Below are 24,752 nucleotides of genomic sequence, written 5' to 3' on the forward strand. Positions count from 1 at the left end.
CCAGCGGAAACAGCGCCATAGCCAGCGACAACCCGGAAATGGCAGGATCCGGCGAGCCCGCCGCGGGACCCGCCGGATTCATGTGAGTGGTAGGCCACCGGACACGCATGGCTACTAGAGTGGTCTTACGGTGCCGAACCCATCACGAGGAACCGATGGGTCGGGCCGCCGGCGCAGCAGTCGAGGGAGTGGGAATGTTCGAGAGGTTCACCGACCGCGCGAGGCGGGTGGTCGTCCTGGCCCAAGAAGAGGCCCGGATGCTCAACCACAACTACATCGGCACCGAGCACATCCTCCTGGGTCTGATCCACGAGGGTGAAGGTGTCGCCGCCAAGGCGCTCGAGTCGTTGGGTATCGCGCTGGAGGGCGTCCGTCAGCAGGTCGAGGAGATCATCGGCCAGGGGCAGCAGGCCCCGAGCGGACACATCCCCTTCACGCCGCGTGCCAAGAAGGTGCTGGAGCTGTCGCTGCGCGAGGCGCTGCAGCTCGGCCACAACTACATCGGTACGGAGCACATCCTGCTCGGCCTCATCCGCGAGGGTGAGGGCGTCGCGGCCCAGGTCCTGGTCAAGCTCGGCGCGGACCTCAACCGCGTGCGCCAGCAGGTGCTGCAGCTCCTGTCCGGCTACCAGGGCAAGGAGCCGCAGGAGGCCGGCGGCGGCCGCGGTGAGGGCACCCCGTCCTCGTCGCTGGTGCTCGACCAGTTCGGCCGCAACCTGACGCAGGCTGCGCGCGACGGCGGTCTCGACCCGGTGATCGGCCGGAACTCCGAGATCGAGCGCGTCATGCAGGTGCTGTCGCGCCGCACCAAGAACAACCCGGTGCTGATCGGCGAGCCCGGTGTCGGCAAGACGGCCGTCGTCGAGGGCCTGGCGCAGAACATCGTCAAGGGCGAGGTGCCCGAGACGCTGAAGGAGAAGCAGCTCTACACGCTGGACCTCGGCTCGCTGGTCGCGGGCTCGCGGTACCGCGGTGACTTCGAAGAGCGCCTGAAGAAGGTCCTCAAGGAGATCAAGACCCGCGGCGACATCATCCTGTTCATCGACGAGCTGCACACGCTCGTCGGCGCGGGTGCAGCCGAGGGCGCGATCGACGCCGCGAGCATCCTCAAGCCGATGCTGGCCCGCGGCGAGCTGCAGACCATCGGTGCGACGACGCTCGAGGAGTACCGCAAGTACATCGAGAAGGACGCCGCACTGGAGCGCCGCTTCCAGCCGATCCAGGTCGGCGAGCCGGTGCTCGAGCACACGATCGAGATCCTCAAGGGCCTGCGCGACCGCTACGAGGCGCACCACCGCGTGTCGATCACCGACTCCGCGCTGGTCGCCGCCGCCACGCTGGCCGACCGCTACATCAACGACCGGTACCTGCCGGACAAGGCGATCGACCTGATCGACGAGGCGGGCGCCCGGATGCGCATCCGCCGGATGACCGCTCCGCCGGACCTGCGCGAGTTCGACGAGAAGATCGCCGACGTGCGCCGGGACAAGGAGTCGGCCATCGACGGCCAGGACTTCGAGCGGGCCGCATCCCTGCGCGACGAGGAGAAGACGCTCCTGTCGCAGAAGTCCGAGCGCGAGAAGCAGTGGAAGGACGGTGACCTGGACGTCGTCGCCGAGGTCGACGACGAGCAGATCGCCGAGGTCCTCGCCCACTGGACCGGCATCCCGGTGTTCAAGCTCACCGAGGAGGAGACGACGCGTCTGCTCCGCATGGAGGACGAGCTGCACAAGCGGATCATCGGCCAGGAGGACGCGGTCAAGGCCGTGTCGCAGGCGATCCGCCGTACCCGCGCCGGCCTGAAGGACCCGAAGCGCCCGTCCGGTTCGTTCATCTTCGCCGGCCCGTCCGGTGTCGGTAAGACCGAGCTGTCCAAGGCGCTGGCGAACTTCCTGTTCGGTGAGGACGACGCGCTCATCCAGATCGACATGGGCGAGTTCCACGACCGCTACACCGCCTCGCGGCTGTTCGGTGCCCCTCCGGGCTACGTCGGCTACGAGGAGGGCGGCCAGCTCACCGAGAAGGTGCGCCGCAAGCCGTTCTCGGTGGTCCTGTTCGACGAGATCGAGAAGGCCCACCAGGAGATCTACAACACCCTGTTGCAGGTCCTGGAGGACGGCCGCCTGACCGACGGTCAGGGCCGCACGGTCGACTTCAAGAACACGGTGCTGATCTTCACCTCCAACCTGGGCACGTCGGACATCTCGAAGTCCGTCAGCCTCGGCTTCTCGTCGGGCAACGACGAGGTGACGCGCTACGAGAAGATGAAGCAGCGCGTCAACGAGGAGATGAAGAAGCACTTCCGGCCCGAGTTCCTCAACCGGATCGACGACATCATCGTCTTCCACCAGCTCACGCGGGACCAGATCATCGAGATGGTCGACTTCATGGTCACGCGTGTCGAGGAGGCCCTGAAGGGCAAGGACATGGCCATCGAGCTCACGGACCGTGCGAAGGCGCTGCTCGCCAAGCGCGGCTTCGACCCGGTGCTCGGTGCCCGTCCGCTCCGCAGGACCATCCAGCGCGAGGTCGAGGACCAGCTGTCCGAGAAGATCCTGTTCGGCGAGGTCGAGCCGGGCCAGATCATCATCGTGGACGTCGAGGGCTGGGAAGTCGGCGACGAGAAGGACGATCAGGCGACGTTCACCTTCCGCGGCGAGCAGAAGCCGATCGACGTTCCGGACGCGCCGCCGGTCAGCATGGCCGCGGGTGAGGAAGGCTCGGGTTCGGGCTCCGGCGAGACCGAGTCGGAGTGACGACCACCGAGTAGGCAGACCGGACTGGCCGAGTAGGCAGACCGAATCGGCCGAGTAGGCAGAAACGGCGGGCACCGCGTAGGCGGTGCCCGCCGTTTTCGTATCCGCGTGTTCTGCACTCAGACGCGGGTGTTCTGCACTCAGACGCGCGTGTTCTGCACCCAGACGCGTCCTGCACTCAGTCCCGCGTGTTGCTCCCGCCTTTCGCACCCGGCCGACACACCTCATGGCCGCGTAGCTGCGCGACTGCGTTCTCGGGAACCGCGTTGCGCTTTCCGGGGGTCGTGTCGCGTCCTCCGGAAGCCCGTGTCGTAACTCCCGGAGGCGTTGCGTTCTCGGGGGCCCGTGTTGCGGCCGCTGGGGACCGTGTGGGGCTTTCCAGGGGCGGTGTTGCGCCCACCAAGCGCCCAGGCCGTCACTCCTCGCGGGGACACGCCGACGCGCCGCCGCGTTCTGTGGGGCGCCGCGCCGGGACGGTCAGCGGAAGGCGTCGGCGTTGGCGCGTGCCCAGTCGGCGAACGTCGTGGCCGGCGTGCCGGTGACGGCTTCGACCGTGGCGTTGGCCGGGGTCGGTTCGGCGTCGAGCAGCGGGAGGACGTTGTCGACGTAGAACTCGGCGTTCTCGCCCATCGAAGGTTGCAGGTGAGCGAGGGTGTCCTCGCGTGACGACGTGACGAACCGGAGGTCGCTGCCCGTCGCTGCGGCGAGGTGGGCGACCTGCTCGGTGCGGGTGAGCGCCTCGGGCCCGGTGAGTGGATGCGACGTGCCCGGCGTCGGATCGAGTAGCGCGGTGGCGGCGACGGCGGCAATGTCGTCCATGGCGATCGGCGCGCTGGTGGCGTCGGGATACGGCTCGTGTACCGCGCCGGTCCGGCGGATCTGGTCGACCCACAGCAGCGAGTTCTCCATGAAATCGCCCGGCCACAGGTGCGTCCACGGGATACCGGAGTCCTCGACCGCGCGGGTGACCGTGCCCCACCAGGATTCGTGCTCGCCGGACAGATCCACGATGTACTCGACGCCCGCCTCGCGGGCCAGTTCCAGCACCCCTTCGACGGTTTCGGGGGTCGGTGCCAGATACATGCGGGTGACGTCCTCGAAGGCTTCGGGGAGGGTCTCGAGCCTGCGCAGGTAGCCGTCGGCCACCTCGACGTGGTCGGGCAGGTCGGCCTTCGTCGGGTTGTTGGTGAGCGCCCTGACGTCCGTGGCGCCGCGTTTCAGCAGGTGGTCGACGGTCTTGCGGCCGATGTTGCCGGTGGCTCCGGTGACCAGGATGGTCATGGCGCGGTCTCCCTTGGTCGGCGCGGACGGGACGTCTCAGCTGTTCAACCGTGCATCGATGGCCCGCAGCGCGTCCAATGCGCCGACGGATAGGGATATGCCGCGGTCGTGGCGGACTTCGGGTTCGCGCGGGTTGATGCGGATCAACCCGCCGTCGGCCGCGCTGGCGAGCTCGGCCTGCCTGCGCACGGTCGGCACGGCCAGCCCTGCGCCGAGTTCGACCACGGCGAGCTTGTCGGTGCGGCGCCGCCAGGCCTGGAGCTCGTCGAGCTGTTGTTGGGAACGCTCCCCGAGCCAGTCGGCGTCGCCGAACATGAGGATGTTCGGCCGGGCGAGGGCACCGCAGCCAGGACACGACGGCAGCGGTTCCTCGGCGCGCATGGTCGCTTCGTCGACGGTGACGGTCATGTCGTCGGCAGGCCAGATGCCGGCGGAACAGCCGGTCAGACACTGCAGATGATGGATCGAGCCGTGTACCTCCGCGACACCGGCGAAGCCGGCCTTCTGGAATTGGCCATCCACATTGGATGTGAAGACACGTGCGCCGTCCGGTTTCCCGGCGGCCCAGCGGCGGAGGATGTCGAACCCGGGATGGGGCGTGGTGCGCCGGTACAGCTCGAGCCGATGGCCGTAGAAGCCCCAGGCGAGTTCGGGATCAGCGGCGAAGTGCACCGGGTCGGCGACCTCGACGAAACTCAGTCCCAGTCGTGCGTACGGCGGATAGGCGCGCCAGAAACCCTCGTCACCGCGGAAATCGGGCAGGCCGGAATCCACGCCCATGCCCGCGCCGGCACAGATGAGCAACGCGTCGGCGTAGCCGATCAGCTCCGCCGCGCGTTCGAGTTCGTCTTCGTGGTCGAGCGCGTCGCTCACTCGTCCGAGGAGTCGGGTGACGATCCGAGCACGACCTCGAACTCCAGCAGGTTGGCGCCGCTGGCCACGGGCTTCTGCTGCTCGCCAGCATGGGCTTCCTTCGCGCCGCCCTGGGCCCAGGCCTGGTAGTCCTCCTCCGTCTCCCACTTGGTGTAGACGAAGTAGCGGTTCTCGCCCGAAACGGGGCGCAGCAGCTCGAAACCGAGGAAACCGGGAGCGTTGTCGACCGAACCCTTCCGTGCGGCGAACCGCTTCTCCAGCTCGGCGCCTGCGCCTTCGGGGACCTCGATCGCGTTGATCTTCACAACAGCCATGGTGCCGAGGGTACTGGCGACTGGGGTGCCGCCGCAGCAGCCGCGGCTCGGCCGGTTGTCGCGGCTTCGGGCACGCCGCGGCGGCCGTGCTCTGTCTCGTCCCCGAAGGCCGCCTCGGGTCGGTCGGCGGGTCGTCTCGGGGTGAGGTGCCGTCCGCGGAACTTGTCGTCCGCGGTGACGTCGCCCGCGTCGGCGCACCGTCGCCGCATGCTGCGCCGTCGCCGCATGCCCCACCGTCGCCGCACGCTGCGCCGTCCCCTCACGCCACGCCGTCCCCTCACGCGCGCGTTCCCCATGCCGCCCGGCCGGCGTTTCCCCGCCGCCCGGCCGCAATCGCCGATATCATCTGTCCACAATGTACGGGCTAGGATGGCTCAGTTCGACAGTGTCCCCGGGTACAGATACTGCTCGTCGGGCAGGCCGCTGCGGTGGAACCATGCGGTGAAGAACCCGTCGAGGTGCTGTCCGGAGGTGCGTTCGACGAACCGCTCGAACTCCGGCCACGACGCGTTGCCCTCCGGGTGCTCGCCGGGCCACGACCGCAGCACCGTCCAGAACGCCTTCTCGCCGAGCTGCCTGCGGAGCGCGTGCATCGCCAGGATTCCCTTGTCGTACACGCCTCTGAACTCGTTGCCGGCTCCCATGTCGTAGAGCGGTGGCGCCCAGAATTCCGGCGTCGTCGCGGTGATCGTGTCGCGGTACCTGGCGTCCAGGTCGACGTCTTCCTTGCCCTCCAACCACAACCATTGCGCATAGCTGGCGAGACACTCGTTGAGGCAGATGTCGGCCCACGACGACACGGACACCTCGTTGCCGTACCACTGGTGGGCCAGCTCGTGGACGATCGTCGAGAGGCTGGCGTCGGCGTCGTAGGTGGGCCTGCCCTGTGTTTCCAGTGCGTACCCGGTGTCGGCGCCGAGGTAGATGCCGCCCGTGGTGGTTGCGGGGTAGTCGCCGAACCGCGATTCGAGGAACCGCACCACCTCGCCGGTGCGCCGCGCGTCCTGTCGCAGATCCTCCGAGCCCGGTGCGAAGGCGTTCAACACCGGTGTCCCGTCGCCGAGGGTGCGGCGGGTGACGTCGAATCGGTCGATCGCGACGGTCGTCAGATACCCGGCGACCGGCTCGGACTCGACCCACCGCGACGTCGTCCAGCCGTCACGGGTGGCCGACCGCTCCTCGCGGCCGATCGACACGGCCGTCCAGCCCTCCGGCGCGCGTGCGGTGAGCCGGAACGTCGCCTTGTCGCGCGGATGGTCGTTCGACGGGTACCAGAACGACGCCGACGGCGGCTCACCCATCGCGAACGCGCCGCCGGACGGGGTGCGGTGCCAGCCGTTGTTGCCGAGTCCGCTGGTCGTTCGTCCTGGTGTGCCGTGGTACTGCACCCGAACGCGGAACCGTTGGTTTCCCGCCTTCGCACGCGCGGGCGTGATCACCAGTTCGTGCGCGTCCTCGCGGTCGAACCGGGCGCGTGCGCCGTCGACGTGCACCGATTCGACGGTCATCCCGCGCAGGTCCAGGCTGAACCGGCTGAGCGGTTTCGTCGCGCGGGCGGTCAGCGTGGTGTCGCCGTGGAGCACCCCGGAGTCGGGGTCGTAGCGCACGGACACGTCGTAGTCCAGCGCGTCGTACCCGCCGTTGCCCGCCTCCGGGTAGTACGGGTCGCCGATCCCGGGTGCGCCCGGCTCGGCGGGTCGTTGCTGCAGCGCACCGGGGCTGTGTCCCGTCGACGCGGTGGGCAGGCGCTCGGATGAGGTGGGCCGCGGCTCGCCCCCGCCGGAGGTGCACGCCGTTAGGGTGCACACGAGAGCGAGCACGCAGGATCCGGCCCGGCGAATGGCCATAGGGAGAGCGTAGATGCGGTTGGGTGATGGTGCCGTGCGGTTCGGCGGCGCGGGACAGCCGATCGTGCTGCTGCACGGGCTGATGGGCAGGGCGACGACATGGTGGCGGGTCGCGCAGTGGCTCACGTCCTACGGTGACGTCGTCGGCCTCGACGCGCGCGGTCACGGCCGCAGCCCACATTCGCTGCCCGCCGCCACCGAGGACTTCGCCGCCGACGTGGCCGAACTCGTCGAACGGCTCGACGCGGGACCCGCCGTCGTGATCGGGCACTCGATGGGCGGGCTGCACGCGCTCACGCTTGCCGCGACCCGGCCGGAGCTGGTGCGTGCCGTCGTGGTCGAGGACTACGCGCCGGACCTGCGCGGCCGCACCGTCGAAACCTGGCGCGGGCATTTCGAATCGTGGCCGCAGCCGTTCACGTCGCTGGCCCACGTGCGTGAGTTCTTCGGTGACACGGGGGACTACTTCGTCGAATGCTTCGAGGAGCGGGCCGACGGGTATCACCTCATCGCCGATCTCGAGGACCTGTACGCGATCGCCTCGGAATGGGGACGGCGCGAATACTGGTCCTATGTGGACAAGGTCGACTGTCCGCTCCTCGTCGTCGAGGCGGGCGACACCGTGATGCCGGCGGGTCAGCAGGCCGAGCTGGCCGAACGAGCGGGAGGAAAGCACCTCGTCGTCGACGGCGCCGGACACGTGGTGCACGACAGCGCGCCGGAGGAGTACCGGGGCGCCGTCGAGGCGTTCCTGTCAGGTGCGCTCGGCCGCTGATCGCGTGCGGCCGGCCCCGGAGTCCGCAACACGATCCCCGGAATCCGCAACACGATCCCCGGCAACGCAGCCGCGCGGCCGCGGGTCGTTGAGGGCGGTGCTCGGGAGACGAGCGGTAGCGACGCGGGCGGGAGGCCGGGCTACTGCGCCAGGCGGGCTCGCAGTTCTTCCCGCTCGGCGCCCGTCGCGGCGAGCAGCGGCCACACATCGGCGCCGAGGTAACCGCTTTCGTCGGCACTCCGATGAAGCGAGGCACCGCACGTCAGTTGCTGGACGCTGTTGGCGCGTTTGAACTTCGCCACCTCGCGGGCCATCGCGGCGGTGAACACGCCGTCGGTCGCGACGTTCGCACCTCGTTCCCGCAGCAGGGTCTGCGCCGTCCGCACCTGTGGGCCCGCGTCACCGGGTGTCAGCAGCGGCCACGACTTCGGCTGGGCGGCGCGGGTGCCGAGCTGTGCGGCCACTTCCTCGCGCAGTTCCGGCAGCCGGCCGTAGAGGACGTCGCCGGGGCATTGGGTGGAGTTGAAGTCGCGATGCCCCATGATCAGGTCGGTGGTGACGTCGTACTGCGCGGCCATCCACGCCACGAGCTGCACCAGGGAATCCCACAACGCCTGCGTGACGTCGACGTCGACGTAGATGCCCTCGTTCTCGATGCCGATACAGGTCGAGTTGTTGCCGCCGACGTGCGCGCCCTGGACGTGCTGGGTGCCATCCTGGACGACCTCGAGCGAGTGGTGCCTGCCCTCGGTGATGTGGCCGCCGCGGCTGTTGGTGAACTGCTGGCCCGAGTCGCCCCAGCCGTTGTCGATGTGCAGCTGCTGGATGTCGCGCGAGATCTGGAACGCGTGGTCGACGGAGTAGTCCTCGCTGTTGGCTCCCGCGGTGTGGTGGACGACGATGTATGTCGGCGGGTCGTCGAGGATGATCGGGTCCTGGGTCGGTTCCTGCGCGCCCCAGTCGGTCGTGGTGTAGATCAGTGGCTGGTCGGCCCTCGGGGTGGCGCGGCGTGTCCCGGGTGCAGACGTGGGCGCCGCGTTCGCCTGCGTGGCGGCGAGCGTGGTCAGGGCGCCCGCGGCGGTGACGGCGAGTCCGCCCTTGAAGAGGGTTCGACGGTGGAATTCGGGCTGGTCGGACATGTCGTTCGAGCTCCCTCCACTGGCTGTGGCTGCGCGGGACTATCGCTGCGTGGGGATATCGGAGCACGAAACATCAACTGTCGCGAATAATTACCGACGAAGTTCGGGTCACCGTCGTGAAAACTTTTCACTGCTGGCCAGTGCTGTGACCTGCGAGAACCAGTCCGATAGCGGACAGAACGCCCAAAGTCGTATCAGTCGAACGGGCTAATCGCATGGGTGATCATCACCGGTTGTGATCAGTGCTCGCCGGGAAGCGCGAACCTGCCGTCGGCCGTCTGCTCGACCAGGCCGTCGGTGAGCAGCGAGTCGAGGCAGCGGTCGCGCTGTCCCGCTCGGTCCCACACGACGTCGAGCCGCGTTTTGGATACCGGTTCGTCCGTCCCGCGCAGCACGTCGAGCAGCAGGCCGCGCACCTGCCGGTCCGTCCCGGCGAACTTCTGCACCGGCTTGGCGGGACCGTCGTAGGCGGGTTTGCCCGCACGGACCCAGGCGCAGTCGTCGAAGACCGGGCAGTCCGCGCACTGCGGCGAACGTGCCGTGCACACGAGCGCGCCCAGCTCCATCAGCGCCGCCGACATGGTCGCCGCGCGAGACTCGTCGGGCGGTAGCAATGTCTCGACGTCGGCCATGTCCTTCGTGTTCGACGCCGGACCTGCATCGCCCGCGCCGTGCACCGCCCGTGCCACGACCCGGCGGACGTTCGTGTCCACGACGGGCGTGCGCTTGCCGTAGGCGAACGCGGCGACCGCCCGCGCCGTGTACGCCCCGATGCCCGGCAGCGCGAGCAACGTGTCGACGTCGTCGGGTACGACGTCGCCGTGCTCACGGGCGATCACGTCAGCGGCCGTGTGCAGCCGTAGCGCCCGGCGCGGATAGCCCAGCTTGCCCCACGCGCGCAGCACCTCGGCCTGCGTCGCGGCCGCCAACGCGGACGGTTTCGGCCAGCGTTCCAGCCACTCGTGCCAGATCGGCTCCACGCGCGCGACCGGCGTCTGCTGCAGCATGATCTCGCTGATCAGCACGCCCCAGCCGTCGCAGTCGGGCCTGCGCCACGGTAGGTCGCGTGCGGTTTCGGAGTACCAGTCGAGCAGCGTTTCGGCTGCGATGTCGGCGGTCAGCACCACGCAGGCATTAAAACACCGGCGCCCGCGCGGGCGATCAGGTCACTCCGCCGCCCGCTCCACCTCGGACAGCCGGCCCGTGTGCACGTCGTAGACGAAGCCGCGCACCATGTCGCGCTGCGGCAGGAACGGGCTCTGCTTCACCCGCTGGACCGACGTGCGCACGCTGGCCTCCACGTCACGGAACGCCTCGACCGCCCACGTCGGGCGCAGCCCCGTGTCGGCTTCGAGTTCGTCCTTGAAGCCGTCGTCGGTCACCGAGTTCAGGCCGCAGTCGGTGTGCTGGATGACCATGACCTCGCGGGTGCCCAGCTTGCGCTGGCTCAGCGAGAGCGACCTGATGGTGTCGTCGGTGACGACGCCACCCGCATTGCGCAGGATGTGCGACTCCCCTTCGATGAGCCCGAGCAGCTGGAACACCCGGATACGCGCGTCCATGCACGTCAGGATCGCGACGTGCTGGGAGGGGCGGGGGGACGAACGGTCGCCGGTGACGGCGTCGCCGAGTTCGGCGTTGCGCTTGAGAAGCAGGTCGATCGCGGTCATGACGCCTATATGACCCGCCCGGCGTCTCCGGCACAAGTCGGGTTGGTGTTCGTCACGCTCGACGGAGTGGATCAGGGTCCGAACCAGTGCTGTTCGGCGGTCCGCGGCGGGCCGGACGTGGTGCCCACGCGCAGCTCGGTCGGCAGCGTGATGACCTTCGACGCCACGCGGTCGCCCGCGCCGAGCAGCAGCGTGCCCGCGGCCTTGCCCTTCTCCAGTACTGGCTGGTGCACGGTCGTCAGGCCGGCGCGGGTGGCCTCGCCGATGCCGTCGAAGCCGGTGATCGTCAGATCGGCGGGCACGCGCAGGCCGCGACGGCCCGCCTCGGCGAGCGCGCCGAGCGCGAGGATGTCGGAGGTGCAGATCAGGGCCGTCACCCGCGGATGCTTGTCGAGCAGCTGCCGCGCGGCCGACGCGCCGTCGTCGACGTGGTGGTCGAAGCGTTCGACCACGGGCACCGATTCCCACGACACCCCCGCGGCCTCGAACGTCCGCTGCAACGCCGCGAGCCGGGCGCGCTGCACGTGGTAGTGGGCGTCCTGCTGGCGGTAGAGGGAGACGAAGTCGTCGTTGCGGTCGCTCGACAGCCGCATGCACAGCACGCCGACCTGCCGGTGGCCGAGGCCGACGACGTGGTTGGCGAGGTCGATGGTGGCGGCCTCGTCGTCCGGGCCGACGCGGTCCAAGCCCTCGAGCTGCGGCTGATCGACGATCACCGTCGGCACGGGCCGCTGCAACGCGGCTTCCAGGTGCGGGTCGTCGTCGGGCACGGAGTAGACCACGAAGCCGTCGACGCCCGCGCGGTGCACGGCGGCGACGTCCTCGTTGCCGGGACTGCCCGGCACGAGGGTGAGGCCGACGCCCGCGTCCTCGCACGCGAGCGCGAGACCCTCGAGCACGCCGACGGCGGCGGGGTCGCGGAAGGCGTACGAGAGGTTCTCGGTCAGGAGCAGTCCGACGGCACCCGCCTTGCGGGTACGCAGCGAGCGGGCGACCGGGTCGGGCCCTGCGTAGCCGAGCCGCTTCGCGGTTTCGAGGACGCGTTTGCGCAGCTCGGGTGACAGTTGGTCCGGCCGGTTGTAGGCATTGGACACGGTCGTACGCGAGACGCCAAGTTCGGCGGCGAGGGACGCCAGTGTGGCCTGCCGCCTCGATCGCATCGGCCGGTTCATGAACAAACCGTAACGGTTCAGAACATGGTGCAGAACCGGAGGCCCGCGTCGATCACATTTGCCGGCCGTCGCGCGGCGGTGCGAGGAGGCCTGCTCGGCAGGCGTGGCGGGCGCGGCGGTGCGAGGAAGTCGGCGTGGCGGGCGCGGCGGGCTCGTCACGGTCGCGAGTGGCCACCGGCAACGACATCAGAGCCGCCCCGGCGAGGCGGCTCTGATGTCGTCGCTCTGGTGACAGCGCTCTGGTGACAGCGCTCTGGTGACAGTGCTCGGATGACGCCGCACTGATGACGCCGCTCTGATGACCCTGCGTCGAACTGGCAATCCCTCTGTCGGGTTTCTTCACCGAATCCAGCGGTCGCTTCGTTGGGAACGATTTCCATTATCTATACTGACCGTGACAGCGGCCCTCTCGGAAGCGGGCCCGGGTACAGGCAGGGTGGTGGACGATGAACAAGGCGCGGGCATTCACGGCGGTGCCGATGGCGGCGGCGCTCATTGCGGCTACGGCGTGCGGCGGATCCGAGGATGGTTCCGGCGACGACTCCGCGATCACGGTCGTCGCGTCCACGAACGTCTGGGGTTCCGTGGTGAAGGCCGTCGGCGGCGAGCACGTCGAGGTGAAGTCCCTCATCGACGACCCGTCCGGTGACCCGCACTCCTACGAGGCGACCGCCGAGGACGCCGCCGACGTGCAGGACGGCGAGCTGCTCGTTTACAACGGCGGCGGCTACGACGACTTCTTCACCCAGCTCGCCGAGCAGTCCACCAGCAAGCGATTCGTCGTGGCTGTCGAGGACGACGGCGGTGACCAGCACGGCCACGGTGAGGACGGCCACGGTGGTGAGAGCGGTCCCGACGGCCTGCGCTCCCAACAGGGTGACGATCACGACGACCACGATCACGGCACCGACGACGGCCACGGCGATGACCAGGGCGGCCAGGACGAGGGCCACGGCGAGCAGGGCGAGGGCGCCGAGGACGGCCACGACGACGAGGGCCACGGCGACGACCACGGCGAGGGCAACAGCGACGAGGGCAACAGCGACGAGAGTGGTCACGAGGGGCACAGCCACGGCGACGGTGACAACGAGCACGTCTGGTACGACCCGGAGGTGGTCGGCGAGGTGGCCGACGACGTCGCCGCCGAGCTGGCCGAGATCGATCCGGGGCAGAAGCAGACCTTCACCGACAACGCCGCCGCGTTCAAGAAGCGCCTCGACGGCATGGAACAGCAGATCGCGGACATCCCGGACGGGCGAGTCCTGGCGACCGCGCCGGTCGCGCACTACCTGCTTGAGGGAGCCGGTCTCGAGGACGTCACGCCGCAGGACTACACGCGGGCCATCGAGAACGAGACCGACGTGCCCGTGGCGGCCCAGCAGCGGGTGACGAACCTCGTCAAGAACGGCGAGATCGACGCGGTGGTCAACAACCCGCAGACCGTCACGTCCGTCACCGAGAAGCTCACGAGCGAGGCCGAAGGCGCGAACGTGCCGGTGGTCGACATGACCGAGACACTGCCGGAGGGCCAGGACGACTACATTGCGTGGATGACCGGCCAGATCGAGGAGTTGGCGGGAGCATTGGGTCAGTGAGCACGACGGGCACGGACGAGACGGACCGCGCGGTCGCGACCGGAGCGGTCGAGATCGAGGGCGCGGCGCTGGCGTTCGGTGAACGCACCCTGTGGTCCGGCCTCGACCTGCGTATCGAACCGGGCGAGTTCGTCGCCGTGCTCGGCCCCAACGGTTCCGGCAAGACGACGCTGCTCAAGGTGCTGCTCGGCCTGCAGGCGCTGAGCGCGGGCACGGTCCGCGTCGCAGGCACGGCGCCGGGCAAGGGCAACCACCGTGTCGGATACGTCCCCCAGCAGCGGGCCATGGACCAGCAGCTGACGCTGCGTGGCCGCGACCTCGTGGGACTGGGCCTCGACGGCGACCGCTGGGGCACCGGCCTGCGCGGCATCCGGGCCAGGAAGCGCAAGGTCGCCGAAGCCGTCGACTCGGTCGGCGCGACGTCGTACGCCGCGTCGCCGGTCGGCCTGCTCTCGGGTGGTGAGCAGCAGCGGCTCCGCGTGGCGCAGGCGCTGATCGGCGAACCCGACCTGCTGCTGTGCGACGAACCGCTGGCGTCCCTCGACCTGACCCACCAGCGCACCGTCACCGAGCTCATCGAACGGCGCAGGCGCGAGACCGGCACCGCGGTGCTGTTCGTGACCCACGAGATCAACCCCGTGCTGCCACACGTGGACCGCGTGCTGTACCTGGTCGGCGGCCGGTTCCGCATCGGAACGCCCGCCGAGGTGATGACGTCGGAGACGCTCACCGAGCTCTACGGCGCGCCGGTCGAGGTGGTCCGGGTCGGCGGGCAGATCCACGTCGCCGGTGCGCAGAGCGCATTGTGCGAGGACACCGTGCACCATCACGAACACGATCACGCCGAACCCGTGTGAGGCGTGCTCCCCACCCCGTATTCCCACCGACGATCCCTACGAAGGCCCGCTGATGGACAAGCTGTTCGACTTCGAGCTGACCGCACGGCTGCTCGAACTCGACTTCGTGCTGATGGCGCTCGGCGCCGCGGCCGTACTCGGCCTGGTGGCAGGCGCACTCGGGCCGCTGATCGTGATGCGCCGGATGTCGTTCGCCGTGCACGGCACGGCCGAGTTGGCGTTCACCGGCGCCGCGGCGGCGCTGTTGCTGGGCATCGGCGTGAGTTACGGGGCATTGGCCGGTGCCGTCATCGCCGCACTGCTGCTCGGCCTGCTCGGCGGTCGGGAGTCCGAACGTGACTCGGTGATCGGCGTGATCCTGTCGTTCGGTCTCGGCCTCGGCGTACTGCTGCTGTGGTTCTACGACGGCAGGTCCAGCAACAAGTTCGGCATCCTCGTCGGGCAGATCGTCGCGATCGAACAGCAGGACCTCGAACTGCTCGTCGGCGCGGCGATCGTCGTGCTCATCGTGCTCGCCATGATCTACCGGCCGCTGCTGTTCGCGACCGTCGACCCGGCCGTCGCGGTCGCTCGCGGTGTTCCGGTCCGGTGGCTGTCGCCGCTGTTCGCGGTCCTGGTGGGAGTCGCGACGGCGCTGGGTGTGCAGATCGTCGGTGCGCTGCTGGTCGTCGCCCTCATGGTCACACCAGCCGCCGCGGCCGCTCGCGTGACGGCGAGCCCATGGCGGGCGACCGTGCTGGCCGTCGTGTTCGCCGAGGCCGCGGCCCTCGGCGGCATCGTGCTCAGCCTCGCGCCGGGCGCGCCCGTGAGCTTCTTCGTCACGGCGATCTCGTTCACGATCTACCTGGTGTGCCGCGTCATCGCCTACGTGCGCGGCAGGCAGCGGTCGCTCCGCGACCTCAGCGGATCGGATTCGCCGCGAGCCGCCGTTCCATCAGCTCGATGAACCCCTCGTCGATCAGCGGCAGGTCACCTTCGGCCACGGAGCGTTCGACGGTCTGCACCACCACGATCTCGGACCGGATGAACGTGTCGATCGTGGCCTTCTTGTGGTCACCGAGCTGCGGGTAGCTCAGCAGCGTCAGGTCGGCGAACGCGGCCGGCAGGTACCGCGAGGAGGCGAACGTGAACGAGTCGCCGATGAGGGCCGTCGGCGCGCCGATCGTGCCCTCGATGTCCCTGCCCGCATCGGCGTCGTAGCGCACCGGGCCGTCGAACTTGCGCAGCGTGTCCTGCGTGCGGTCGGTGCTGCCGTCGGGCATCAGTTCGTACCGGACCGACGTCTTCGGCTCGGAACGGCCCAGCATCGACGCGAGGTCACCGTTCGACGTCGACCACCCCACGCCGCGGCTGCGCCACGTGTCGGTCACCCCCGGCTGGAGTGCCTCGGCGACGTCGCGGGTCAGCATCACGGCGCCGTCGTCGGTCCAGTGCGTGTCGTTGGCGAAGTACGGCGGGTGGCCCAGCTGCTGCTCGGCGTCCTCCAGTGAGGGGCGCACGTCCAGGAAGCTCCGCAGTTGCGCGGCGAGTTTCCAGAACCGCTCGGTCGTCTCGGTGGAGCACTCCTTGCCCGCGTAACTGTCCGGCAGGTGCTGCGGCACCATCGTCGTCTTGTCCGGCGCGATGGTCAGCACGAACCGGCGTCCCGATGCTTCGACGGCGTGACGGATCCGGTCGAGGCGTTCGAACGTCTCGGAGAGCGGACGTTCCGGGAAGCATTTGCCCTTCACGTCGTCGCCGTAGTACAGCCAGCCGTCGGAACCCTCGATGACCTCGGTGTAGCCGGCGTTCTGCTGCTGCCCGTCCTGCGCGTCGCCGTCGCCGCTCTGGCCCTGTGGACCGTCGGGAACTCCCGGGATCGGGCCGGTGCCCTCGCCCTGGCCCATCGGCGCGGGCTCGCCGAATAGTCCGTGACTGATGCCGTCGGCGGCTTCGATGGCGCCCTCACGGAACACGAGGTGATCGGTCGCCCACTGCGGCATGCCCGTGAAGAAGCCCCACCCGTCGGCGAGGCTGGGGAAGCTCGCGAGCTCACGGTTCTCGATCTCGCTCGGCCTGCCGCCGAACACCCATCCCAGCGCGGGCGCGGCGAAGAACGCGGCCGCGCACACGAGGGCCGTGACCTGCCGCTTGCCGTGGCGCGGGCGATACAGCGAGTGCTCGCGCGGCAGCCACGCCTCGTGCACGGGCGGCAGCTTCCGGGACGTGTCGGTCACGCGAACACGGTATCGACACCCGTCGTGGCCGGTGGGCGATACCGGTCAACCAGGCGGACGGTGCTTTTTCAGAACATGCGGAATGCGGCTGATGCTGCTGTACCAGTCACCGATGGTCGGGTCGACTGCGCGGAGCAGCCGGGCTGCCGAACGGTGATAGCCGAGGACATCGGTGGCGACCAGTGGCTCGAGGTGCGCGACGCGGTTGCGCAACAGGTAGAGACGATTTGCCCAGTGGTGGATGACCAACGGGTCCGGTTTGTACGGGAACGCGTGTCGCAGGGCGTGTGTCCAGAGACCTCGTTGTGGGCCCGGCCCTGCCCGGCCATCGGCCTCCCGCTTGTGTGGCAGTAGACGCACCCAGGTCGCGAACGTGGTGTGGGCAACCACGTCGTCATGATCAGGCAGGTGGTGGCGACGAGGGTGGCTCGGATCCCTGTGACTCGAATCCTTGATAGCGCGCTCCCTGGCTGTGGCGTAGGTCGATACGACCTGTCCCCTGCGCGTCCTCTTGTTGAGTACGCCCCACAGGGGAGGCGCTGGGCGTTCGATCCAGTTGGTGCCGTACGGCGGCTCGCCGGTCGGCGTGGGTCGAGCAAGGTTCCATTTCTGGAGTTCACGGTCGATGGCGTTCCGCAGCACGACCTCGACCAGCCCCAAGGCCTCGTAGATGGCTCCGGACATCTCGACATTCCAGCGGTACAGACGCACCGCATCGGTCACATTGCCCGCGACCGTGACGTAGGACGACAGCCGTGGTTCCGAGAGGTGCCTCGCGACGGCACGGTAGGCCTGCCGACTCGAGCTACATTGCTCAAGATTCATGTCTCATCTAAACTTCCAGACAGAAGCGAGGGCAGGACTCCTCGCACAGTCATAGAGCCAACCCCCGTCGGTTTCCGGCGGGGGCGCTTTATTGTCACATCGCGAATTGACGCGGACACGAACGGTGACGGCGGCAGTCAGTGCAGCATGACGAGGACCTGGAGCTCGCCGACGATGCCGCCGATCAGGCCGCCGACGACCACGAGCTTCCACTCGTCCTGGCGGAACGCAGGCCGGAGCAGCCCCTCGTACTCGACGGGCGTCAGCTTGTTCATCCGCTCCTCGACCAGCCGCGCGACGGCCATGGCCTCGGTCAGATAGCCCTCGGCGTACCGCACCGTCTCGGGCACCCGCGCGATCGCCTTGTCGGCCGCCGAGCGCTTCATCTCCTCGAGCCGCTTCGTGCCGAGTGTCGCGGTCACCAACGGCCGGGCGTTTCCCGCCTGTTCGTCGACCGCGTCGGCAACGACGCGCGAGATCATCGCCATCAGCCGGTCGGACCGCGGGCCGCGCAGGATCGCGTCCATCAGGTTCGGCACCGTCAGCACGTCGCGGGCGATGATCTCGCCGTACTGCTGGGCGACCTCGGCCTTCCTGCGCTGGAACTTGCCCTGGAAGTACAGCTTGCGGGTCACGTGGACCGGTTCGCGCGGCACGAAGATCAACTTGATCGCCAGCCAGTCGGTGAACAGGCCGACCGCGGCGCCGAAGACCGGCATGACCAGCGGGTTCTTCGTCACGGCCCACACGAACGCCTGGACGATGCCGAGCGCGAAACCGAAGTAGATGCCCGAGCGCGCGATGAACGCCATCTCGGGACGCGACGTCTCGCGGATCAGCTTCACCAGCAACTTCTTGTCGTCGGTGAGCCGGCGGACGGTCATTTCCTTGACGTCGAGGAAATCGTCGACGTTCTCCCGCATTTCCAGCATCAGCTGCCGCACGAGCTGCGGTGTCTGCGCCTGGATCTGCTTGATCACCAGGTCCTGTGCGACGGCGGGGAGGCGTTCCCACACCCGCGGATGGTTCTCGGCGAGCACCTCGCGCGCGACGTCGTCGACCGTCCGCAGCAGCGGCTGCTCGATCTCCTCGGTGATGCGATCGGGATCGATCCGCGCGAAGACGTCCTTGATGTCGAGGAGATTCTTCGTCAGCAGATCGGTCGCGATCGCGGCCATGCGGCCACCGTGCTGCGGGACGACGCCCTGCCAGCCGAGGAACGTGCCTTTGATGCCCCGCCATTCGATGGGGCGGAACATCATCTCGATGGCGACGCGCTTGGTGACGTAGCCGATCAGCGCCGCGATGAAGGGGATGGCCGTGTACAGCGGCCAGTGCTGCGAGATGTCGGCGACGATCGCGTCGATGTTCACGTCGCGGTCTCCTTCCCCCTTAGCCGGTCACGCCGGAGAACAGTATCGCGACGGGTTGTGACACGAGGTATGGGCTTCACGCTGCCAACTCATTAAAGTTGCCGAATGGCCGAAGCCGATGTCACCCCGAATCCCCCGAAATCCGGCACCTTCACGACCGTGTTCCGCGGTTACGACCAGGTGCAGGTCGACGAGCACGTCAAGAAGCTGAACTCGCAGCTGGAGCAGACCGCGCGCAGCCGGGACGACGCCACGGCGTCGGTCGCCGACCTGACCAGGGCGCTCGGGCACGCACAGCAGGAGCTCGTCGAAACCAAGGCCGCGCTCACCCGGATGGCCGAGGAGCCCACCGGGCCCGCGGCGATGAGCGAGCGGGTCAAGACCATGATGAAGCTCGCCGAAGAAGAGATCGACGAGCTGCGCAAGAAGGCGGAGGCAGAGGCCGACGCGACCAGGTCGGCCGCCGATTCGTACGCGGAGAAGACTCGCGAGGACGCTCGCGCCGAGGCGAAACGCCTCGCCGAGGAGGCCGAGCGCGAGCGCGGCCGGCTCGACGAACAGGCCGAGAAGAAGCGAGCCGACGCGGAGAAGGCGTCGCAGGACAAGATCGCCGCCGCGGAGAAGAAGTCCTCCGAGGAGATCGCCGCGGCCAAGGCCGCATCGGAGAAGGCAGCCAAGGAGCTCGGCGACGACGCGAAGAGCCGAGCCGACGCCATGATCGCCGAGGCCGAGGCCCGATTGGCGGACGCCAAGGGCAAGCACGCCCAGGCGCACGAACTGCGCCGGACCGTCGCCGACCGGCTGGCCGCCAGCAACGCCGCACTCAGCGACGCGCTCGACAAGCTCGGGCCGGAACCGGAATCACTCGATTGGGCGACGTCTGGATCGGACGGTGCCGGAGCGGACGGTGCCGGTGCGGCCAACGGCGCGAAGGCCACCGCGGCGGCGTCCGGCTCGACGGGCACGGCAGCGGCGACCTCGGACAAGCCGGCGTCGAACAAGGCGACCACTGGCGGGACGGCGCAGGGCAAGACGGGTTCGGACAAGGCGGCGGCCGGCAAGGCGGGAGCAGGTGAATCCGCGTCCGGCAAGGCGGGAAGCACCTCGGCGAAGGCCGCGGACGGCGAGACTGGCGGCACGCAGGCGACCCCGAAACCCGGTCCGGCCAAGTCGGACGGGAAGGGTGAGGACGTCACATCGGCGTGAAGCGTGCGAGACTCGGGTGACGCCGGTATGTGGCGACTACAGCACGCCGGGTCGACCGGCCGATGCCGGTCGTCACGTGCCGGGGAAGATCACATCGGTGCTGTCAATACGGACGGAACGGGTGCAAGATCCACGCCGTGAGTACGAGAACGCCTGACACATTGCAGGCCGCCGCGGACGATGCGACGGCCGGTGCCGAACGGTCCGCCGCCTCGGACGCTGCCGCCGAGGTGGTCGTGGCCGGGGCCGGCGAGTCGTCGGCCACCGACAGCGGCAGCACCGACAGTGGCGGTGCCGGCGATGTGGACGGCGACCCCGGTGGTTCCGGCGATGGGGCCGCGGAGCCGAGCCCGGTCCCGGTCGACTTTCCCGTGTACGGATTGCACCCGTCGATTCCCGGACCCCGTTGGGTCGACTTCTTCGAAGGCGGCAACGTCAGTCCGGTCGAGCCGGACGCGGGCTCCGAGGCCGTTTCCGGCCTGGGTGAGACGGGGCGTGCGCCCTGGGCGTTGTGGCTGGGGCAGCGGCTGGCCGACACCGAGCGCGGGCTGCGTGTCGGCAGCATGCCGCGGCTGCGTTACGAACGCGCCATGTGCCCCGGCGGCGGCGACCCGCTGGCGGAGGTGGCGTTCGGAGCCGCCTTCGGCCTGGTCAACCTGACGTTGCCCGACAGCAGCGTGCCGCGGCCGGACGGACTGATCGAATCGCTGCTCGCGCACGCGGAGCAGCACGCCCGGCGGTACGAGAAGTGGAAACGCGTGACCTGGCGCGTGGACGGGATGTCCGTGCGTGCGCGGATCTGGGAGTTCGCGGGAGGTTGGACCGGATTCACCGGAGACCTCGACGACAGCTATGTCGCGGCGATCGGTATCGGCGTCGCCGCGGACGAGCTGAGCCTGGGGCGGGTGACGGATCCGAAGGCGTACGGCGTGGACTTCTCCGTGCCCATCAGTCTCGCCGACCTGGGCAGGCACCGCGCCACTCGGCCCGAGGCGTGGTTGCCGCCGCCGCGCCGCGACGCGTTCCACCCGGAGCAGCTGGCGTTGCTTCCCGAGGATCGCCCCGCCGCGGAGTAACGCCCCTCGGCCCCAGTCCGTGTTGCGGCTTCGGGGACTCGTGTTGCGTTTCCCGGGGCCCGTGTTGCGCCCTCCGGGGCTCGTGTTGTGCTCACCCGTCGCGGGCGTGAGAGGCCGACCGTTGACATGTGTGGTTAGCATGAAATGTCCGGTGTGAGCCATTCGCCTCGCACGATCCTGTTGTCGCGATGGTTCGCCGGTGTGCCGACCGCCGGGAGGGTCACGAATGGCGACCGGAGGGGACGGGGCGACGCCGGAACAGGGCGCGGGCCCGGAACGAATGGTGCGGCTGCTCGCGGGTTTCGAGGTGTCGCAGGCGTTGTATGCCGTCGCGAAGCTCGACATCGCGACGGTGATGAATGAGGGCGTCAGCGAGGTCGCCGAGATCGCGGCGAGCACGGGCACCGACGCTCTTGCGGTGAAACGGGTATTGCGAACACTGACCGACTTCGGCGTCGTGGAACAACGCGGCGACACGGAGTTCGTCCTCGCCGATTTGGGCGCGACACTCGCTTCGAACGTGTCAGGGTCGTTGCGTGACCTGGCCATCATGCTGATGGAAACGCATTACCTGCCGTTCGAGCGTTTCGTCGATACGGTCCGAACAGGACGCCCCGCCGCCGACATCTACTTCGGACAGTCCTTTTTCGAGTGGTTGAACGCTGAACCGGAGCGGGCGGAACAGTTCAGTGCCGCCATGGCTTCGGTTACCGATGGCATGCAGAGCGACGTGTTTTCCGGGTATCGGCTGCCCGCCGGTGAGCTCGTCGCCGACCTCGGCGGCGCGGACGGATCGGTGTTGCTCCGATTGTTGCGCGAGCATCCGGATCGCCGGGGCGTCGTGCACGACCTGCCTGCGGTCGTCGCTGCTGCGCGTACGCGTGTCGCCGAGGAGGGGTTCGACGGTCGTGTCGATGTGGTCGGCGGCAGTTTCTTCGAGGCGGTGCCGGTCGCCGACGTCTACGTGCTGTCGACGGTGCTGCACGATTGGGACGACGAATCCTGTAAGGCCCTGTTGACGCGGATCGCCCGTACGGCCGCCGTGGGAGCGCGGCTCGTGGTGGTCGAGATGATCATGCCCATCACCGGCGAAGTGCATGCCAGCAAACAGGTGGATCTGACAATGCTGGGAATGGTCACCGGTCGTGAGCGCACGCTGCCCGAGTTCACCGACCTGCTGGCGAACGCCGGATTCCGCCTGGACCGCGTGGTGCCCACCGCGGAGACGAGTTCGTACGAGATCATCGAGGCCACGCTCACCGGCTGACCCTCGCGCGTGTCCTGCACTCAGCACCGCGTGTCCTGCACTCATGCAGGACGTCGCATCCGTGCGCCGGTGTCGGGGTTTCGGCATAGGGTGGCGGTGTGACGTCGACGTGGTACTGCGCGCTGCTGCGGGGGATAGGCCCCGGTAACCCGAACATGCGCAACGAGAAGCTGCGCGAGGTGTTCGACGGCCTGGGATTCACCGGCGTGGTTTCGGTACTGTCCAGCGGAAACATCGTGTTCGCAACGGAAACCACCGACACCGCGGCGCTCGAGGACCGGATCCAGTCCGCCCTGCGCGGCGAACTGGGAATCGGCGGCGGAACCATCGTGCGCAGCCGCACCGAATTGCAGGCCCTTGCCGATGGCGAACCGTTCGGGAATCTGGAGCACACGCGCGAGACGTATTTGACGGCGACATTCCTGAAGTCGCCGCTCGACCCGGTGCCGACCTCGTTCCCGGAAACCGGCGATCCGACGGTTCGCATGGTCGGCTACGACACCGCTGCGCGCGCCGTGCTGACTGTTTCGGACAACACGTCGTCACCGTTCTTCATGACCTGGCTGGAACGGCAGTTCGGCAAGGACATCACGACCCGCACGTGGCTGACCGTCCACCGCATCCTCAAGCGGATGCCGGACCACGCGTAACCGCAATAGTCGGCCCTGCATCCGCAACACGCGCTCCGGAACCCGCAACACGCGCCCTGGAAAGTGCGACACGACGGGTTGCCGCCCACGTCGTGTCTGCCTACCGGTTCGCGCTGCTCCGCTCGGTCGAGCGGTGGTGGGCGACGGGCGGGAGCAACACCGCTGCGGCCCTGAATGCAGAACACGCGGTGCTGAGTGCAGGACACGCGGCAGGTCGTCGAACCGGTGCCCTCAGAACTGGTAGTAGAGGAACGGGCTGAAGGTGCCCGTGGCGACCAGGATCGCGGCGTAGGCGACGCCGACCGTCATGACGCCGACGCGGAGGGCATTCGCCTGCTTCGTCCGTGCCGATTCGAGTAGCGGTCCCATGACCGGAGTCGCGGGCAGCACGAACACCACCGCGGCGAGCAGCAGCAACACCAGCCGCTGATTCGTCAGTGCCGAGGCCGCGACATCCGTGAGGCCGTCGAAGTCCGGTGCGAACATGTGCCCGATCATCGACAGCGCCTGGCCCAGGTCGGGAGCGCGGAAGAACACCCAGCCGATGATCACGAGCACGAGCGTCAGGGCGCGCCGCGCGATCCGCGGACCGGTGGAATCCGGCGTGTGCGCCCAGCCGGTCGCGCGTTCCAGGACGAGCAGCGCACCGTGGTACACGCCCCAGATCACGTACGTCCACGCCGCACCGTGCCAGAACCCCGTCAGCACGAACACGATCCACAGGTTGCGGTACGTCTTGTGGCCACCGGAGCGATTGCCGCCGAGCGGGATGTAGACGTAGTCGCGGAACCAGCGCGACAGGGACATGTGCCAGCGTCGCCAGAAGTCCGTGATCGTGACCGAGGAGTATGGCCGGGCGAAGTTCTCCGGCAGGCGGAACCCGAGCATGCGGCCCAGGCCGATGGCCATGTCGGAGTAACCGGAGAAGTCGAAGAACAGCTGCAGCGTGAACGCGATGGCGCCGAGCCACGCGATCGCGAACGTCATCTCGTCGGCCGGCGTGGAAAAGCACGCGGCGACGAACGGGGCCAGCGAGTCGGCGATGACGGCCTTCTTGCACAGGCCCAGCGCGAACCGGGGGAACCCGGCGGCGATGTCGTCCAACCGGTGGTGGCGGTGCTGCGGCAGCTGGTCGGCGATCTCGTGGTATCGCACGATCGGCCCCGCCGCCAGCTGAGGGAACATCGCGATGTACGTGCCGAACGACACCGGGTTGCGCAGCGCGCGGCGCTCACCGCGGTAGATGTCGACGATGTACGAAATGTGGTGAAAAGTGAAGAACGAGATGCCGATGGGCAGGGCCAGTTCGGCGACGGGGAAGTCGCCGCCGAACAGCTGCGCGAACCACGCGATCTGCTCGGTGGCGAATCCCGCGTACTTCCACACCAGCAGGATCGACAGGTCGAACGCGATGACACCGATCAGCAGTCTGCGCCTGCGGGAGCTGCCGCCCAGCCCCCAGTCGTCCGGTTCGAGTGCGGGGCCCGCGAGGAAGTTCACCACCATGCACGCGATAAGCAGCAGCGTGAACGCACCGGCGCCGGTGGCGTAGAAGATCAGACTGCCGACGGCGACGATGCCGTTGCGCCACGCCCGCGGGCACACCAACACCGCGACGAGCATCGCGGGCAGGAAGTACCACAGGAACAGTGGTGAAACGAACGACATCCGGCGGGCCCCCTCGGCTGATCCGAGGAGACCCTAGCTCAGCGGGAAGTCGTGTACGCCCGATACCGGCACCTTGCCGCGGTGTGATTCACACCTGCCGAGGAGATCCGCACCGGCGTGGCCGCACCGTGTCCATCCGGACACACCGTGCCACGCGACTCCCACCGGCCGCTCACACCTGCTCGGCAGCGC

The 24,752-nt window shown here is 68.7% G+C and carries 21 protein-coding genes; 9 read left to right on the forward strand and 12 right to left on the reverse strand.

Going from position 1 to position 24,752, the window contains the following annotated elements:
- Window positions 1-194: 194 nt before the first annotated feature.
- Window positions 195-2,756 (forward strand): ATP-dependent Clp protease ATP-binding subunit, encoded by a 2,562-nt coding sequence (locus LY40_RS13830; RefSeq protein WP_183782410.1) that lies wholly within the window; start codon window positions 195-197, stop codon window positions 2,754-2,756.
- 477 nt (window positions 2,757-3,233) lie between these two features.
- On the opposite strand, the gene LY40_RS13835 is transcribed toward LY40_RS13830, so the two are convergent.
- The 4 genes from LY40_RS13835 to LY40_RS13850 form a co-directional block, all read right to left on the reverse strand.
- Complete coding sequence (locus tag LY40_RS13835; RefSeq protein WP_183782413.1) at window positions 3,234-4,037, reverse strand: SDR family oxidoreductase; 804 nt, start codon at window positions 4,035-4,037, stop codon at window positions 3,234-3,236.
- A 36-nt stretch (window positions 4,038-4,073) separates the two neighbouring features.
- Window positions 4,074-4,910 (reverse strand): SIR2 family NAD-dependent protein deacylase, encoded by an 837-nt coding sequence (locus tag LY40_RS13840; protein WP_258937081.1) that lies wholly within the window; start codon window positions 4,908-4,910, stop codon window positions 4,074-4,076.
- Window positions 4,907-5,224 (reverse strand): antibiotic biosynthesis monooxygenase family protein, encoded by a 318-nt coding sequence (locus tag LY40_RS13845; RefSeq protein ID WP_183782416.1) that lies wholly within the window; start codon window positions 5,222-5,224, stop codon window positions 4,907-4,909. The genes LY40_RS13840 and LY40_RS13845 overlap by 4 nt, the downstream gene beginning before the upstream one ends.
- Before the next feature lie 374 nt (window positions 5,225-5,598).
- A complete protein-coding gene (locus LY40_RS13850) occupies window positions 5,599-7,071 on the reverse strand; it encodes a M1 family metallopeptidase (RefSeq protein WP_258937082.1) in 1,473 nt (490 codons plus the stop codon).
- 13 nt (window positions 7,072-7,084) lie between these two features.
- Here LY40_RS13850 and LY40_RS13855 point away from each other — a divergent pair, with 13 nt between their 5' ends.
- Entirely contained in the window at window positions 7,085-7,846 is a 762-nt protein-coding gene (locus LY40_RS13855) for an alpha/beta fold hydrolase (RefSeq protein ID WP_258937083.1), read from the forward strand.
- Window positions 7,847-7,986: 140 nt separating this feature from the next.
- On the opposite strand, the gene LY40_RS13860 is transcribed toward LY40_RS13855, so the two are convergent.
- The 4 genes from LY40_RS13860 to LY40_RS13875 form a co-directional block, all read right to left on the reverse strand.
- Window positions 7,987-8,985 (reverse strand): peptidoglycan recognition protein family protein, encoded by a 999-nt coding sequence (locus tag LY40_RS13860; RefSeq protein ID WP_183782425.1) that lies wholly within the window; start codon window positions 8,983-8,985, stop codon window positions 7,987-7,989.
- 239 nt (window positions 8,986-9,224) lie between these two features.
- Window positions 9,225-10,094, reverse strand: coding sequence for an iron-sulfur binding domain-containing protein (locus LY40_RS13865; protein ID WP_258937211.1), 870 nt, complete (start codon window positions 10,092-10,094; stop codon window positions 9,225-9,227).
- A gap of 57 nt (window positions 10,095-10,151) precedes the next feature.
- Window positions 10,152-10,655, reverse strand: coding sequence for a beta-class carbonic anhydrase (locus LY40_RS13870; RefSeq protein WP_183782428.1), 504 nt, complete (start codon window positions 10,653-10,655; stop codon window positions 10,152-10,154).
- A gap of 71 nt (window positions 10,656-10,726) precedes the next feature.
- Window positions 10,727-11,827, reverse strand: a complete 1,101-nt coding sequence (locus LY40_RS13875) for a LacI family DNA-binding transcriptional regulator (RefSeq protein WP_183782431.1) — start codon at window positions 11,825-11,827, stop codon at window positions 10,727-10,729.
- A 446-nt stretch (window positions 11,828-12,273) separates the two neighbouring features.
- On the opposite strand from LY40_RS13875, the gene LY40_RS13880 reads away from it, so the two are divergent.
- The 3 genes from LY40_RS13880 to LY40_RS13890 are packed head-to-tail and all read left to right on the forward strand — an operon-like array spanning window position 12,274 to window position 15,225.
- Window positions 12,274-13,422 carry a metal ABC transporter solute-binding protein, Zn/Mn family gene (locus LY40_RS13880; protein WP_258937084.1) on the forward strand — a complete coding sequence of 383 codons (1,149 nt, stop codon included), beginning with the start codon at window positions 12,274-12,276 and terminating at the stop codon, window positions 13,420-13,422.
- Window positions 13,419-14,279 (forward strand): metal ABC transporter ATP-binding protein, encoded by an 861-nt coding sequence (locus LY40_RS13885; RefSeq protein WP_258937085.1) that lies wholly within the window; start codon window positions 13,419-13,421, stop codon window positions 14,277-14,279. Before LY40_RS13880 ends, LY40_RS13885 begins: the two co-directional genes overlap by 4 nt.
- A gap of 52 nt (window positions 14,280-14,331) precedes the next feature.
- The gene (locus LY40_RS13890; RefSeq protein ID WP_183782441.1) at window positions 14,332-15,225 is read left to right on the forward strand and encodes a metal ABC transporter permease; all 894 of its coding nucleotides are present in this window, start codon (window positions 14,332-14,334) and stop codon (window positions 15,223-15,225) included.
- Here the strand turns inward: LY40_RS13890 and LY40_RS13895 are convergent.
- From LY40_RS13895 to LY40_RS13905, 3 genes are all read right to left on the reverse strand, one after another.
- Window positions 15,179-16,495, reverse strand: a complete 1,317-nt coding sequence (locus LY40_RS13895) for an alginate O-acetyltransferase AlgX-related protein (protein WP_183782444.1) — start codon at window positions 16,493-16,495, stop codon at window positions 15,179-15,181. The two genes, LY40_RS13890 and LY40_RS13895, sit on opposite strands and share 47 nt — an antisense overlap.
- A gap of 45 nt (window positions 16,496-16,540) precedes the next feature.
- The gene (locus LY40_RS13900; protein WP_258937086.1) at window positions 16,541-17,320 is read right to left on the reverse strand and encodes a hypothetical protein; all 780 of its coding nucleotides are present in this window, start codon (window positions 17,318-17,320) and stop codon (window positions 16,541-16,543) included.
- Between the two features lie 137 nt (window positions 17,321-17,457).
- Complete coding sequence (locus LY40_RS13905) at window positions 17,458-18,687, reverse strand: DUF445 domain-containing protein (RefSeq protein ID WP_183785346.1); 1,230 nt, start codon at window positions 18,685-18,687, stop codon at window positions 17,458-17,460.
- A gap of 111 nt (window positions 18,688-18,798) precedes the next feature.
- Here LY40_RS13905 and LY40_RS13910 point away from each other — a divergent pair, with 111 nt between their 5' ends.
- The 4 genes from LY40_RS13910 to LY40_RS13925 all read left to right on the forward strand — a co-directional run bounded on the left by LY40_RS13910 (window position 18,799) and on the right by LY40_RS13925 (window position 22,892).
- Window positions 18,799-19,899, forward strand: coding sequence for a DivIVA domain-containing protein (locus LY40_RS13910; protein WP_258937087.1), 1,101 nt, complete (start codon window positions 18,799-18,801; stop codon window positions 19,897-19,899).
- 137 nt (window positions 19,900-20,036) lie between these two features.
- A complete protein-coding gene (locus tag LY40_RS13915; protein ID WP_308216692.1) occupies window positions 20,037-20,975 on the forward strand; it encodes a hypothetical protein in 939 nt (312 codons plus the stop codon).
- Between the two features lie 226 nt (window positions 20,976-21,201).
- Window positions 21,202-22,242, forward strand: coding sequence for a methyltransferase (locus LY40_RS13920; protein ID WP_258937088.1), 1,041 nt, complete (start codon window positions 21,202-21,204; stop codon window positions 22,240-22,242).
- A gap of 98 nt (window positions 22,243-22,340) precedes the next feature.
- Complete coding sequence (locus LY40_RS13925) at window positions 22,341-22,892, forward strand: DUF1697 domain-containing protein (protein WP_258937089.1); 552 nt, start codon at window positions 22,341-22,343, stop codon at window positions 22,890-22,892.
- Between the two features lie 231 nt (window positions 22,893-23,123).
- Here the strand turns inward: LY40_RS13925 and LY40_RS13930 are convergent, their stop codons facing one another.
- Complete coding sequence (locus LY40_RS13930; protein WP_183782457.1) at window positions 23,124-24,560, reverse strand: MBOAT family O-acyltransferase; 1,437 nt, start codon at window positions 24,558-24,560, stop codon at window positions 23,124-23,126.
- Window positions 24,561-24,752: the final 192 nt, after the last annotated feature.

This window comes from Prauserella salsuginis, assembly GCF_024648885.1.
GTDB classification, from domain to species: Bacteria; Actinomycetota; Actinomycetes; order Mycobacteriales; family Pseudonocardiaceae; genus Prauserella; species Prauserella salsuginis.